We start from the raw sequence: 14,698 nt of genomic DNA on the forward strand, positions 1-14,698 counted from the left end.
TTTGCATCCCGCATGCGTTTCCTGGTCGAAACCAATACATTCAATCCGTAATAATGTCAATTTATTTCAATGAGTTGATTGATTTTCAGGGGCGACCAACTACACCGACGACACCGGCCGGATCGTGGCCGACCCGGGCTGCCGCAATCCTGCTGAGGTTGTGCTGCCTCGTTGGCTTGAGGGGGAGGGACAGTTCGCCGACGGCTCGGCAAGTATCCGAGATGCCTTTGTCGGCTTGGTGGAAACTTACGGCCGCATTTCATCCTCAAGTCCAGCCGTGGACAAGGCCGATCCTGCGCAGGCCCCGGTCAACGATATTCTGGACCGCCGCCGGAATTCCATCCGTCCAGATATCGGTGCCTACGAAAGCCGGTCGCCTATTCCAGCATCGACTCTGCTCCTGCTTGTTGACTGAATTCGGGCGAAACCGGCCGATTAAATTGACACCCGGATCTGTTATCCATAGAAGCCCCCCTGCGTCGTCATCACGCCCGGTTTTGCGCCGGGCTTTTTTTCTTGATCCAACCATTGACGGAGAAGCCCATGCCCAAGACCGCGGCCAACGACCGCATTCGAAATATCGCCATCATCGCCCACGTCGATCATGGCAAGACGACCTTGACCGACCAGATGTTCCGCCAGAGCGGATTGTTCCGTGACAATCAGGCCGTGGAGGAGCGGGTTCTCGATTCCATGGATCTCGAACGTGAACGGGGCATCACCATTGCTGCCAAGAATTGTTCGGTGATCTGGAAGGGGGTGAAGATGAACATCATCGACACGCCCGGCCACGCCGATTTTGGCGGAGAGGTCGAGCGGGCCCTGTCCATGGCCGACGGAGCGGTCCTGCTGGTGGACGCCTCGGAAGGGCCCCTGCCCCAGACTCGGTTCGTTCTGGAGAAGGCCCTGGCCGGAGGCCTGGCCCTGATGGTCGTGGTCAACAAGATCGACCGAGCCGACGCCAGACCGGACGAGGTCCTTGGAGAGGTCTTTGATCTGCTCATAGACCTCGGGGCCAGCGAGGAACAGATCGAGTGTCCGGTTTTCTTTGCCGTGGGCCGAGAGGGCCGGGCCTGGAAGACCACGGGAGAGGAACGGTCCGATCTGCAGGAATTCATGGACGCCATCGTGGCCGACATGCCGGCCCCACGATATGACCCCGGCGCCCCGTTCCAGATGCTCGTTTCGGACCTGGGCTATTCGGATTATCTGGGTCGGCTGGCCGTGGGACGGGTGGTCGGAGGTACGGCCCGTGGCAACGATCAGCTTGTCCGCATCGGGGAATCGGGCCAGGCCAAGGCCCTGCGGGTGACCCGTCTTCAGACCTACGAGGGATTGTCCCTGGCCGACATCGATCATGCCGCTCCAGGTGACATCATTGTCCTGTCCGGCATCGAGGAGGTCAAGATCGGAGACACCATCTGCACGGCCGCCGCTCCTGTCCCTCTGCCTCGCATCACCGTGGACGAGCCCACGGTGTCCATGCGTTTTTCCATCAACACCTCTCCCCTGGCCGGACTCGAGGGCAAGCATGTGACCTCGTCCAAGATTCGGGACCGGCTCGTGCGCGAATCCCTGTCCAACGTGGCCGTGCGGGTCGAGGACACCGAGGATCGGGACGCCTTCATCGTCAAGGGCCGGGGAGAATTCCAGATGGCCATCATCATCGAGACCATGCGTCGGGAAGGATTCGAACTGACCGTGGGAAGGCCCGAGGTCATCTGCCGCAAGGACCAGGACGGCAGACGACTGGAGCCCATCGAGCACCTCTACGTGGATTGCGACGAGCAGTTCATGGGCGTGGTCACGGAAAAGCTGTCCCAGCGAAAGGGGCGTCTGACGAACATGGTCAACAACGGAACCGGCCGGGTGCGGATGGAGTTCTCGGTTCCATCCCGGGGCCTTATCGGCTATCGGGACGAGTTTTTGACCGACACCAAGGGCACTGGGATCATGAATTCCTACCTGTCCGGATACGAGCCACATCGGGGAGATTTTCCGGCCCGGTTCACCGGGTCCATCGTCGCCGACCGCTCGGGCCGAGCCGTGCCGTATGCCCTGTTCAATCTCGAACCCAGAGGCAGACTGTTCGTCGTACCAAACGATGCCGTATACGAGGGCATGATCGTGGGTGAGCACAACCGGGAGAACGACATTGACGTCAACCCATGCAAGGAAAAGAAGCTGACCAATCTCCGGGCTTCGGGTAAGGATGAGGCCGTGATCCTCTCTCCGGTCCAGCCCATGACGCTGGAACGTGCCATTCACTTCATCCGCGAGGACGAGATGGTCGAGGTCACTCCCAAATCAGTCCGTCTCCGGAAGGTCGTGCTTCCGGCCCAGGCCCGGCATCAGGCCGCCGGCAAGAAGCGGAAACTTCAGGAGTAGAGTTCAACTTTCAGCGGACCGGAAAATCGAAATAGGTATTGGGGAAGGATTCGTCCTTGAGGGTGAAATGCCACCATTCCTCGGCATAGGGGGCGAATCCGTGCTGGACCATGAGTGTCTGCAGAAGGAGGCGATGGGCCCGCTGCTCGTCCGAAATTCCGGGAAAGAGCGGGGCCGACTCGGGTCCGAAGAAGTCGAAGCCAGTGCCCATGTCCAGTTCCCTGCCCATGGTTTCCGGGCGGATGGAGACGATGGTCAGATCCACGGTGCTGCCCCGGCTGTGGCTGGAGCGCTCGGCAATATAGCCCTCGGGAAAGAGGCGATTCTTGGCAATGTCCGGGTAGTACTCGGCCTTTCTCAGGATGTCGTCCGGGTCCTTGGCCCAGCGGACAAAATGGTCCACGGCCCGCTGGGGGCGGTAGGCGTCAAAGACCTTGAGGCCTAGGCCAAAGGGCCGGAGCCGTTCCTGGACGGCGGCCACGGCTTCGGCCGCCTCCCGGGTCAGGATGCAGCGGGGCGCCTCGTAGCCGTCGATGGGCCGGCCGATGAAATTTTCATTCGTGATGTAGTGGAGCTCCAGCACGAGAGAGGGGATCATCTTCTCGACGTAGACAAACCCCTCGGGAAGTTTGGTGCTCGTGTCGTTCCCGTAGGCCTGGACTGTGGCCAGAAAAAAAACGGCCGCCAGAACCATTCCCGTTCTCACCATCGTTTTCATCTTTTTCTCCATTCTTTCCGAGCCGTCGGATTCAGAATTTCCGGTTGTCGATCACCCGTTGAATCTTGCCGTCCTGAGCCCCGAACAGGCGGGATTTTTCCACAAGCTTGACCTTGAAGGACACCCCGACCATGGTCTCGATTGCTTTGGCGATGGTCTGGACCATCCGTTGATGTTTCTTGATTTCGTCGAAATATTCGTCAGTGGAGGCCTCCACCAGAACCGTTCCCGTGTCCAGGGCATCCAGCCGTTCGAGGACGATCTGAAATTGCGGCTCGATGCCGGCCACGGTCTGCAAAGCGGCCTCGACCTGGGCCGGAAAGACGTTGACCCCGCGCAGGGTGAACATGTCGTCGGTCCGTCCCAGAACCCGTTCCATGCGTACAAAGGTCCGACCACATGGGCAGTCCCCGGGCAGAAGTCGGGTCAGATCCCCTGTCCGGAAGCGAAGCATGGGAAAGGCCTCCTTGGTCAGGGTGGTCAGGACCAGTTCGCCCTTTTCCCCGAAGGGAACAGGCTGGCCGGTTTCCGGATCGACGACCTCGGCCAGGAAGTGGTCTTCGTTGATATGCAGTCCTCCCTGTTCAAGGCATTCGGCCGAGACTCCGGGGCCCATGATCTCGGTCAGGCCGTAGTTGTCTGTGGCCGTGATCTTCAGGCGGTCCTGAATTTCGGCCCGCATGACCTCGCTCCAGCATTCAGACCCGAACAGGCCCCATTTGAGGTCCAAGGCGTTGGGGTTGACGCCCATCTCGTCCATGATGGAGGCCAGATAGAGGGCATTGCTCGGGGTGCAGACCAGGGTCGTGGTCTTGTAGTCCTGCATGATCTGGATCTGGCGGTGGGAGTTGCCGCTGGAACTGGGAATGACCGAGGCCCCGAGAAGTTCGGCCCCGTAGTGAAAGCCGAAGCCTCCGGTGAAGAGTCCGTAGTTGAAGGCAATCTGGACCACGTCGTCCCGGGTCACCCCCCCGGCGGTCAAAACCCGGGCGGCCAGCTTGGCCCAGCGCAGGACGTCGTTTTTAGTGTACCCGCAGACCACGGCCTTGCCGGTGGTGCCTGAAGACGTGTGCAGCCTGACCACCTCGCGCAGGGGGACGGCAAACATACCGTAAGGGTAGTTGTCGCGAAGATCGTTCTTGGATGTGAAGGGCAGGGAGGTCAGGTCGTCCAGGGAGCGAAAATCTTCGGGGTCGAAGTCCAGCTCGGAGAACTTGCGGCGGTAAAAAGGAACGTTGCGGGACAGGCGGAACAGGGTGCTCTGGAGGCGCTCCAGCTGGACCTGGGCCAATTGGTCCCGGGACATGCACTCGTATTCGGGCTCGAAAAACATGGTCATTCCCTCATTCTTCGCGGTCCAGATCGCGGCCCAGATAGGCCCGCTGGACGTCGCGGTTCTCGAGAAGTTCCTCGGCCGGTCCCTGGAGGATGATGCGGCCGGTCTCCAAAACATAACCCCGGTCGGCGATGCGCAGGGCGGCCTTGGCGTTCTGCTCGACCAGAAGGACGGTCAGGTTCCGCTCCTGCCTGAGCCGAGCGATGAGCCGAAATATCTCCTTGGTCACCTGGGGGGCCAGGCCCATGGAGGGCTCGTCAAGAAGGAGCATTTTCGGATTGCCCATGAGGGCCCGGCCGATGGCCAGCATCTGCTGCTCTCCTCCGGACAGGGTGCCGGCGGTCTGGTTCCGTCGATCACGCAGAACAGGAAAGAGTTCAAAGACGTCCTCCATGTCGGCCAGAATCCCGGGGCGGTTTTTGAGACTGTACCGGGCAAAAGAGCCCAAAAGCAGATTGTCTTCAACGCTCATGGGTTTGAAGACGTGCCGGCCTTCGGGCACATGGCAAAGTCCGGCTCGGACGATGCGCTCCGGCGCGGACTTGGTGATGGGAGCCTCCCCAAAATGGATCTCTCCGCCGCTCGGCCGGAGCAGGCCCGATATGGTGGTCAGAAGGGTGGTCTTGCCCGCGCCGTTGCCGCCGATGAGGGCTACGACCTCGCCGGGGCGGACGTGCATGGAGGCCCGCCGCACTGCATGGACCTTGCCGTAGTGGATGTCGACGTTCTTGAGGGTCAGCATTCTAGTCGTCCTCGTCTTCGCCCAGATAGGCCCGGATGACCTCCGGGTTTTTCTGGACGGTCTCGGGCGGCCCAACGGCCAGATTCCGACCCTCCTTGAGGACCATGACCCTATCGGAGATGCGCATGACCAGATCCATGTCATGTTCGACCAGAACGACGGTGACTCCCAGTCGGTCCCGGATGGCCGTGATCAGCTCCCCCAGTGCCTGGGTTTCACGGGTGTTCAGACCCGCGGCTGGTTCGTCCAGGAGGAGAATGAGGGGGTCGGCGGCAACGGCCCGGGCAATTTCCATACGTCGCTGCAGGCCATAGGGCAGGTCCACGGCCGGAGAGTCGGCCTGGTCGGTCAGCCCGACGAAATCGAGACGCATGAGGGCGTGTTCCCGGCAGCAGCGTTCCTCGCGGCGGAAACGCGGGGTACGGAACAGGCAGGAGACAACCCCGTAGCCCACGTGGCGATGACAGCCGGTCATGACGTTTTCCAGCACGGTCATGTTGGAGAAGACCTCGAGATTTTGAAAGGTCCTGACCATGCCGGCCGCCCCCCGAACGTGGGCCGGGGCCCGGCTCACGTCCCGGCCGTCGAGTGCGACCTGGCCAGCCGCTGCCTTGACCATGCCCGAGGCCACGCCCAAAAGGGTGGTCTTGCCGGCGCCGTTGGGTCCGATGACGCTGACGATGGTTTTGGCGGGAACGGCAAGGTCGACCTCGGACAGGGCCGTGACCCCGCCGAAACGGACCGTGATCCGGTTCAGGTTCAGCAAATCAGGCACGGCGGAGCTTCCCCAGGACGGTTCGCAGGGCTCGACCGAGCTTCACGGCCCCACCGGCCAAGCCGGAGGGCAGAAAAATCATGCCCAGAATGAGAATGCCTCCGAAGACCAGGGTTTCGACATCCTCGAAGGCTCGGAGAAATTCCGGCAGGATGGTCAGGAACATGGCTCCGGCCACGGCCCCCCAGACGCTGGCCATGCCGCCCAGAACGACCATGACGATGAGGGTCACCGAAAACTTGAAGCCGAAGGATGAAGGCGCGGCAAAGCTCAGGTAGTGGACGTAGAGGACCCCGGCCAGGGCCGCGAACAGGGCCGAGAGGACGAAGACGAAGAGTTTGTAGCGGGCGATATCCACGCCCACGGCCTCGGCGGCCCGTTCGCTGGTGTGGATGGCCCGCAAAGCCCGGCCGATCCTGGAGTCGATGAGGTTCAAGGACAGGGCCACCACCAGGGTCAGGGCCCCGCCGGTGACGTAGTAATAGGCCAGGTCCGACTCGACGGGAAATCCGAACAGGGAGAGGCGGGGGATTCCGGTCAGGCCGGAGGGGCCGCCGGTCAAACCCACGGCCTCGTTGAAGACGATGGAAACGATGATCCCGAAGCCCAGGGTGGCCATGGCCAAAGTGTTTCCGGAAAGTTTCAGCGTCGGGATGCCGATGCCCCAGGCCACTACGCCGGTGGCAACCATGGCGATGAGGGCCGCGGCCTCGATAGGGACCCCATAGGTGGCCGTCAGAATGCCCGAGGTGTAGGCGGCCAGACCGTAGAAGGCCCCATGGCCGAGGGATATTTGACCGGCGTAGCCCAGGAGGAGATTGAGACCGACGACGATGATAGCGTTGAAGAAGCCGATGATCAGCGTCGAAACGTAGTAGTCGTTGGTCAGGAAATGCGGGGCCAGGACCATGAGGGCCGCCCAGACGGCCAGGCTGCAAAGGTTTCGATGGGCCATGATTTGTTAGACCCTCTCGGAGGCCGATCGGCCGAACAGACCCGTGGGTCGGACAAAGAGCAGCAACAGTAGAATGACGAAGGTGATGGCGTCCTTGTAGGCCGAGGACAGGAGTCCGGCTCCGAAGGATTCCAGAATCCCGAGGATGACCCCTCCGGCCGCGGCCCCGAAGGGGTTGCCCAGCCCTCCCAGGATGCAGGCGGCGAACCCCTTGAGGCCCAGGAGAATTCCCACGTCGTACGAGGTCATGGTCAAAGGAGCCAGGATGACCCCTCCAACGGCTCCGACGGCCGCGGAGATCATGAACGAGGCCATGGCCATGCGCGAGACGTCGATGCCCATGAGGGCCGCTGCTCTGGGGTCGAAGGAACAGGCCAGCATGCCTCGGCCCCACATGGTCCGGGCGAAGAAGCTCTTGAGGGCAACGAGTAAGATCAGGGTGATGCCCAGAACCCACAGACTTTGGGGGAGCATGGCCGCGCCGAAAAAGCGGATGGGCTCCATGCTCGAGAAATGGGGCAGGGCAAAGGTGTCCTTGCCCCAGATCAGGGTGACCAGTCCGCGAATGAGGATGGAAGCCCCGATGGTGATGATGATCAGGTTGATGGTCGAGGATGAAGACACAGGCCGTATGCAGGATCGTTCCAGACACGCTCCGACCAGGGTAGTCACGGTCACGGCGGTCAGAATGGCCAGAGGCAGGGGCAGGCCTGCGGTAGATGCGGCCACGGACAAGATGCCTCCAAGCATGACGAACTCGCCCTGGGCGAAGTTGATGATCCCCGTGGTGTTGAAGATGATGGTGAAGCCCAGGCCGGTCAGGCCGTAGGTAGCGCCTACGGTGACCCCGGTGATCAGATATTGGAGCAGGCTGGACGGATCCATAAGTATCCTCGGTCCGGGTAGGCCCCGGCAGGGGCGAAAAAACTGCGACGGCCGCCCGGATTATCGAACGGCCGTCGGCACGTTACGGTTCTAGTCGATGATTTTCCAGTCGTTGTCCTCGACGACGACCATGACAAAGGCTTCCTCGTTCAGACCGTTGTGATCCTCTGGACTGAAGGAAAAGACACCGCTGGCCCCGACAAAACCCTGGATCTTTTCCAGGTTGTCCCGGATGGAGGCAGGTTCGGCCGACTGGCCCATTTCGATGGCCTTGGCCACCAGCAGGAGGGCATCGTGGGCATATCCGCCGAAGGACGACACGGGCTGCTTGAACCTGATCTCATAGTCGGCGGCGTATTTGGCCAGGACGGCCTTCTGGGCGTGATCGTCGGGAACCTGTGTGAACACGGCCAGATGACCGGCCGGAAGCATGAGCCCCTGGGCGGCCGGACCGGCCAGTTCGATGAATTTCTTCGAGGCAACGCCGTGGCTCATGTAGAGCGGGGTGGTCATGGCCAGCTGGACCCGGTTGCGGGCGATGACCGCCGGGCCTGGATTGGTGCCCCAGCAGATGATTGCATCCGGGGCCAATCCCTTGATCTTGGTCAATTGGGCGGTCATGTCGGTGTCCTTGGGGCCGTAGACCTCGTCGGCTACCAGGGTGAGGCCCATGGCCGGAACGAGTTCCTGGAGGACAGCCCGGCCGGCCTGGCCGAAACCGTCGGACACGGTGATGATGGCCAGTTTTTCAAAGCCGGTCTTTTTGGCGTGGTTCAGAATGCGGGCCACGGCATGACGGTCGGATTGAGCGGTCTTGAAGACCCAGGGATTGACCGGGTTGACGATTTTTTCGGCGGCGGCGCAGGAAATCAGGGGGATCTTGGCCGTGGAGAATTTGGACATGATGGCCAGGGTGTTCCCCGAGACTGTCGGGCCGAGAACGGTGACGACCTTGTCCTTTTTCAAGAGTTTGTCGGCGGCCAGGACGCATTTGTTCACGTCGGTCTCGTCGTCGTAGATGATCATTTCGAGGGGCCGTCCAAGAACACCGCCGGATTTGTTGATTTCATCGGCCAACAGCTCAAGGGTGTTCCGTTCCGGCTCGCCCAGAAACGAGGCCGGGCCGGTGATGGACAAAACCGCACCGATCTTGATGGGTTCGGCTGCCTGGGCGGACAGGATGCCAAGGCCGAGGAAGAGGGCCAGGACAAGGGTTGTGACGCGGGACATGCGCACCTCCGTGCAAAATAATGGTTGGCGTGGATCGACCAATCCCTTGGCCGACGTTTGTGGGGATAAATCCCCTCCCCTGTCAAGGTGAGTCAATCATTATTCGACGAACGGTACGGCCGGGGAATTGACAGGAATGCGGGGCCGGGTAGAACAGGCTGACCGGCCTGTCGAGGCCAACAATCTCAAATTCAACATGAACTGGGGCGCGATCACATGAGCAATGACGGCGAAAAGATCATCTATTCCATGTACAAGGTTTCCAAGTTCTATGACCAGAAACCTGTCTTGAAGGACATTTCCCTCTCCTATTTTTACGGGGCCAAGATCGGGGTCATCGGCCTCAATGGTTCGGGCAAGAGTTCCCTTTTACGAATCCTGGCCGGGGTGGACCCGAATTTCGACGGCCGGACCGACGTGTCTCCAGGGTATACCATCGGCTTCCTGGAACAGGAACCTCTGGTGGGCGTCGACAAGACGGTCATCGAGGTTGTTCGGGAGGGAGTCCAGGAAACCGTGGACCTTCTGGCCGAATTCGAGGCCATAAACGCCAAATTCGCCGAGCCCATGGACGACGAGGAGATGCAGAAGCTTCTGGATCGCCAGGCAGTGGTCCAGGATCGCCTGGACGCCAGCGATGCCTGGGATCTGGACTCCAGGCTCGAGCAAGCCATGGACGCCCTGCGTTGCCCGCCCCCGGATACACCCGTGGCGGTCATCTCGGGCGGCGAGCGCCGTCGGGTGGCTCTGTGTCGGCTGCTCCTGAAAAATCCGGACATTCTGCTTCTGGACGAGCCCACCAACCACCTGGACGCCGAGAGCGTGGCCTGGCTGGAGCAGCATCTGGCCCGCTACGCCGGAACGGTCATAGCCGTGACCCATGACCGCTATTTCCTGGACAACGTGGCCGGCTGGATTCTTGAATTGGACCGGGGGCGGGGCATCCCCTGGAAGGGCAACTACACCTCCTGGCTGGAACAGAAGCAGGCCCGTCTGGCCCGGGAGGAAAAAGGCGAAACTCAGAGGCAAAAGGCCCTCGCCCGCGAGCTGGAGTGGGTTCGAACCGGCCCCAAAGGGCGGCACGCCAAGAGCAAGGCCCGCATTGCCCGCTATGAGCAGCTCCTGGGGCAGGAAGGAGAAAAGCTGGCCCGGGATCTCGAAATCCAGATTCCCCCGGGCCCGCGCCTGGGCAAGCAGGTCATTGAACTGGACACGGTTTCCAAGGCCTATGGCGAGAGCCTGCTCATCGACAATTTGAGCGCTCTCATTCCGGCCGGGGCCATCGTCGGGATTATCGGCCCCAACGGGGCCGGCAAGACGACCCTGTTTCGGATGATCACCGGCCAGGAACAGCCCGATGCAGGCCGTATCGTCGTGGGCGAGAGCGTCAAGCTTTCATATGTCGACCAGCATCGTGACGCCCTGGACCCGGACAAGACCGTGTTCGAGGTCGTCACCGACGGTCGGGAGACCTTGAGCCTGGGCGGCCGGGAAGTGAATTCCCGAGCCTATGTGGCCCGCTTCAACCTCACCGGGGCCGAGCAGCAGAAGAAATGCTCCATGCTCTCGGGCGGGGAGCGGAACCGGGTCCACCTAGCTCGAATGCTCAAGGACGGAGGCAATGTGCTCCTGTTGGACGAGCCGACCAACGACCTGGACGTGAACACCATGCGGGCCCTGGAGGAAGGCCTTCTAAACTTTGCCGGCTGCGCTTTGATCATCAGCCACGACCGCTGGTTTCTGGACCGCATCGCCACGCACATGCTGGCCTTCGAGGGCGACAGCCGGGTGGTCTGGTTTGAGGGCAATTATTCGGACTACGAGGACGATCGCAAGAAGCGCCTGGGCAAGGACGCCGATACCCCGCACCGGATCAAGTACCGTCGTCTGACCAGAGGGTAGAAGCTCGGCAATACCTGATGGATCTTCAGGTATTACGAGGCCCCGACAACAACCTGGGGAATGCTGATCGTGATCGTGGTTCCATCTTTCTTCGAGGTGGTCATGGCCACGTCGCCACCCATGGTCCGAACGGCCAGACGTGCGCTGTAGGTTCCCAGACCGCTGCCCTTGGGCTTGCCGTGAGTGACGTACTTGTCGAAGAACCGGGCCCGGATGGGATCCGGCACCGCCCCTTGGTTGTGGATGGTCACTTCCAGCCTGGAGCCGCACTCCATGGTCATGGACACCACGGAATTATTCGGCGCGGCTTCCACGGCATTGGTCAGGAAATTCGACAGGGCCGAAAAGAGAAGGACCCTTTCGGCCTGGGCCGTGACCGGAGGGGATTCTTCCAGAGATCGGCCGTCAATGAGGATGGCCAGGGTGATGTTTTTGGCTTTTTTCGATCGATCGAGATTGTTGGTCAGACGGGTCGCGAACGCCTTCAATTCCACGGCCTCAGGACGATAGTCGTATGTTCCGGTCTCCATGCGGTACATGTCCAGGGAGTTTTCGATCATTTCGAGCATCAGCCGTCCGGTGTCTGGCGCCAGTCGGAGATACTCCTCCTGGGTTTGGCTCAGGCCCCCGTCGGCCAAGACGATTTCGGGCAGGTTGATGATGCCGTTCAGGGGAGTCTTGAGATCGTGGCGCAGGATGCGGTCGATGTCTTCCCGAAGCTGGGCGGCCCGACGGCGTTCGGTCGCGTCCCTAAAAAATCCCATGACGCAGGGCCGGCCCTCGAAATCAATGGCCGTGGCCCTGATGTCGGCATAGAACACGCTTTTGTCCGGACGTTGGCACGGCAATTCGTCGACCCGATCAATTTCCCCCAGACCCAGCCTCCGAAACGAGTCCAAAACCTCGTCCATGGCTTCTAGAGGATGGATATCCTCAATGGCCAGATTGAGGATATCTTCGCGGGAATAGCCGAAGAGGGTAGCCACGGCCTCGTTGGCAAAGACAAAGGCCCGGGTTTCCCTGTCGGCGACCAGAATGCCATCCTGGCTGTTGTTGACAACGGTCCGATAGCGATCTTCCGAATCCCGAAGGGCGGCTTCGGTCATTTTGCGATCGGTGATGTCCTCCTTGACGGCCACGAATTTTTTGATTTGCCCCGAATCGTCCAGCAGGGGAGAAATGGAGGCATCCTCCCAGTACAAACTGCCGTCGGCTTTGCGGTTGCAAATTTCTCCCCGCCAGACTCGTCCGTCCAGAAGGGTCTGCCACATCTCCCTGTAAAATTCGGCGTCGTGCAGGCCGGATCGAAGAATCCTCGGATTCTGGCTCACGGCCTGTTCAAAAGTATATCCGGTCAAGGCCGTGAAAAAAGGGTTCACATATTCGATAGTCCCTTGATCGTCGGTGATGACGATGGAGGCCGGAGAATGCTCCACGGCGTTGTAGAAGAGGCGAAGATCGTCGGTCCTCTGCCGGACGAGTTCTTCGAGTTCCTCGGCATGAGACCGGATCTGATCATGCAGGCTTGAGTTGTCTATGCCCGTGGAGACGATGGCGGCCACGGAACTCAGGAAGTCGTCGCGGTCTTTGAATTCACAATGATGGACCGTGCCCAGCCCAAGGATACCGACGGTCTTCTCTCCGGTCTTGAGAGGCACGGCTGCACATGAGGTCAGGCCTGCTTCCTTGCATTCGTTTCTCACACAACGGGCGTCGAGAAGGATGTCGGACGCAATAAGGGTTTGCCCTTCCTTGGCGGCCAAGCCACAGAGGCATTCACCCATGGGGTGTGTGCGGTCCCCTTGACGGCAGAATTGGACTCCGACGTTTCGATGGCCGCGGACAACGAGCCGGTCGTCCTCTTTCAGGAAGATGATGGCCATGTCCGGGGAGAGGATGTCCATGATTTTGTCCAAGGTGGTCTGGATGAGCTCGTCCAGAGACCGGCTGGCAGCCATGGATTGGCTCAGGGAATTCAGGGCTTCGAGTTCGGCCAGCCGTTGACGGAGATTCTCCTCGGCGATCTTGCGGCCGTGGATGTCAACATGGGTGCCGACCATGCGCATGGGTCTGCCCTGATCGTCACGAAGCATGATCCGGCCTCGGCCCCGTACCCAATGCCAGTCACCGGATTTTGTGCGGAGACGGAACTCGACGTCGAAGTTCTCTCCCTGTTCGATGGCCTTGGCGACATGGGCCTTGGCCCGCTCCAGGTCTTCGGGATGAAGCAGGGCCTCCCAGGTGGCCGGGCCGGCTTTCATTTCATCGGGCTCGTAGCCCAGCATGGTAAAGTAGCGGGGGCTGAAAAAGGCCTGTCCGGTGATCAGATTCCAGTCCCACAGACCGTCGTCCACGGCTTCCAGGGCCAGGTCGAAGCGGGGAGAGTCGGAGTAGTTGGAGGGCATCTGCTATACGCTCTGTTTTGAGGACTCGAGATTGTTCATGGTCGTCCTCCGGGGAGATGGGGTTCATTGCCGATTGGAAACCTAGTCTGTTGCAAGGCAACTTATAAAAATAAATCTGTTCATATGCGAAGCATTCGCATGGGGCAAGCGTGAGCTGGGACTGATCAGGGGGTTCATTTCAGATGGAGGATGGATCTTGTGCTCACCCTGTTGGTTTGTTAAGGGAAAAATCATGTAACGTGTCAGTCCATTGTCGGATTGCCGCCAAATTTGACAAGCAAGGGGGGGGTATGCGTCACGGGCAAAAAAAATGGGTTTTAGCTGTGTTCACGGCTTTGATGATTTTGTTCATTTCATCCTTGGCCTTTTCCGGCCCACCTTTAAAAACCGGCATCACTTTCTGTACCAACGGTTCTTCGCGTATTTCCTGCCCGAGTCCAGGGCAGAATTTTTACGGCCAGGACGGTTGTTATCAGAAGGGAAAGACAAGATCATACACCAAGTTGAAAGCCGATGGCATCGCTCTTCCTGCTTCAGCCACCGAAGCCGACGGCTGGTGCATGACCAGGGATAATGTCACCGGCCTTGTCTGGGAAGTGAAGACTTTGGCCAACAAGGATTTGACCTACACATGGGTCAATGCCAATACTTATTGCAGGACCCTCGACCACGGCGGGTTTTCCGACTGGCGTCTTCCCACGATCCAGGAGCTGTCCACCCTTGTCGACACGGGTATCGCGGATCCTGGGCCGACCATCAACGTCCAATATTTTCCTAATACCGTATTCAAATATTGGTCTTCCTCATTTGATGCTTATTATGATGCTAATTATGCTTGGGCTGTATATTTCAATGTTGGTTTGGTGTGGAGCGACGCCGTGTCCCTCAGCAACGGGCGAGTTCGGGCGGTGCGGGCGGGTCAGTCTGATATTTTTTTAGACAATGGTGACGGCACGGTGACGGACAGGGTCACAGGGCTCATGTGGCAAAAAGACAATCTGCGGGAAGGGGCGAAGCAGGAGTTCACCTGGCTGGAGGCCCTGACGGCCTGCGAGAACCTGAATCTGGCCGGACACACAGACTGGCGTCTGCCCAACAGAAATGAACTCCAGTCTCTGGTGGATTTTTCCCGCAGTGAACCAGCCATCGACACGACGGTTTTTCCAGATTCCAATTATGCCTATTGGTCGTCTTCACCTTTAGCAAGCGGAGCCGTTTCTGCATGGAAAGTCAATTTTTCATTTGGCCATGTTGACACTTATGGCGTGAGCAATGGCCTGTGGGTTCGAGCGGTGCGTACCGGAGAAAGCGGTAGCGTAGCCTCTTTGGCCCCAATCTATAATCTGCTTTTGTTGGATTGAA

Annotated in this window: 11 protein-coding genes; 3 read left to right on the forward strand and 8 right to left on the reverse strand. The window is 59.9% G+C overall.

What is annotated here, in order from left to right:
• Window positions 1-543: 543 nt before the first annotated feature.
• Window positions 544-2,388, forward strand: a complete 1,845-nt coding sequence (gene typA / locus EOM25_08390) for a translational GTPase TypA (GenBank protein NCC25202.1) — start codon at window positions 544-546, stop codon at window positions 2,386-2,388.
• A 10-nt stretch (window positions 2,389-2,398) separates the two neighbouring features.
• Here typA and EOM25_08395 read toward each other — a convergent pair whose 3' ends face one another.
• The 7 genes from EOM25_08395 to EOM25_08425 form a co-directional block, all read right to left on the reverse strand.
• Window positions 2,399-3,097 carry a peptidase M15 gene (locus EOM25_08395; protein ID NCC25203.1) on the reverse strand — a complete coding sequence of 233 codons (699 nt, stop codon included), beginning with the start codon at window positions 3,095-3,097 and terminating at the stop codon, window positions 2,399-2,401.
• Window positions 3,098-3,137: 40 nt separating this feature from the next.
• On the reverse strand, window positions 3,138-4,439 hold the full coding sequence (locus EOM25_08400; GenBank protein NCC25204.1) for a phenylacetate--CoA ligase family protein: 1,302 nt from the start codon (window positions 4,437-4,439) through the stop codon (window positions 3,138-3,140).
• A gap of 10 nt (window positions 4,440-4,449) precedes the next feature.
• Window positions 4,450-5,184 carry an ABC transporter ATP-binding protein gene (locus EOM25_08405; GenBank protein ID NCC25205.1) on the reverse strand — a complete coding sequence of 245 codons (735 nt, stop codon included), beginning with the start codon at window positions 5,182-5,184 and terminating at the stop codon, window positions 4,450-4,452.
• Window position 5,185: 1 nt separating this feature from the next.
• Window positions 5,186-5,959 (reverse strand): ABC transporter ATP-binding protein, encoded by a 774-nt coding sequence (locus tag EOM25_08410; protein ID NCC25206.1) that lies wholly within the window; start codon window positions 5,957-5,959, stop codon window positions 5,186-5,188.
• Window positions 5,952-6,914 (reverse strand): branched-chain amino acid ABC transporter permease, encoded by a 963-nt coding sequence (locus tag EOM25_08415; GenBank protein ID NCC25207.1) that lies wholly within the window; start codon window positions 6,912-6,914, stop codon window positions 5,952-5,954. The genes EOM25_08410 and EOM25_08415 overlap by 8 nt, the downstream gene beginning before the upstream one ends.
• Window positions 6,915-6,920: 6 nt before the next feature.
• Window positions 6,921-7,799 (reverse strand): branched-chain amino acid ABC transporter permease, encoded by an 879-nt coding sequence (locus EOM25_08420; GenBank protein NCC25208.1) that lies wholly within the window; start codon window positions 7,797-7,799, stop codon window positions 6,921-6,923.
• 90 nt (window positions 7,800-7,889) lie between these two features.
• Window positions 7,890-9,029: an ABC transporter substrate-binding protein gene (locus EOM25_08425; GenBank protein ID NCC25209.1), complete on the reverse strand. Its 1,140-nt coding sequence runs from the start codon at window positions 9,027-9,029 to the stop codon at window positions 7,890-7,892.
• A gap of 216 nt (window positions 9,030-9,245) precedes the next feature.
• Between EOM25_08425 and ettA the strand changes: the two genes are divergently transcribed.
• Window positions 9,246-10,931, forward strand: coding sequence for an energy-dependent translational throttle protein EttA (ettA, locus tag EOM25_08430; protein ID NCC25210.1), 1,686 nt, complete (start codon window positions 9,246-9,248; stop codon window positions 10,929-10,931).
• 32 nt (window positions 10,932-10,963) lie between these two features.
• Here the strand turns inward: ettA and EOM25_08435 are convergent, their stop codons facing one another.
• On the reverse strand, window positions 10,964-13,336 hold the full coding sequence (locus EOM25_08435) for a PAS domain S-box protein (protein NCC25211.1): 2,373 nt from the start codon (window positions 13,334-13,336) through the stop codon (window positions 10,964-10,966).
• 182 nt (window positions 13,337-13,518) lie between these two features.
• Here EOM25_08435 and EOM25_08440 point away from each other — a divergent pair, with 182 nt between their 5' ends.
• Window positions 13,519-14,697 (forward strand): DUF1566 domain-containing protein, encoded by a 1,179-nt coding sequence (locus EOM25_08440; GenBank protein NCC25212.1) that lies wholly within the window; start codon window positions 13,519-13,521, stop codon window positions 14,695-14,697.
• The last annotated feature ends 1 nt before the right edge of the window (window position 14,698 follow it).

It is taken from the genome of Deltaproteobacteria bacterium, from assembly GCA_009929795.1.
Taxonomy (GTDB): Bacteria; Desulfobacterota; Desulfovibrionia; order Desulfovibrionales; family Desulfomicrobiaceae; genus RZZR01.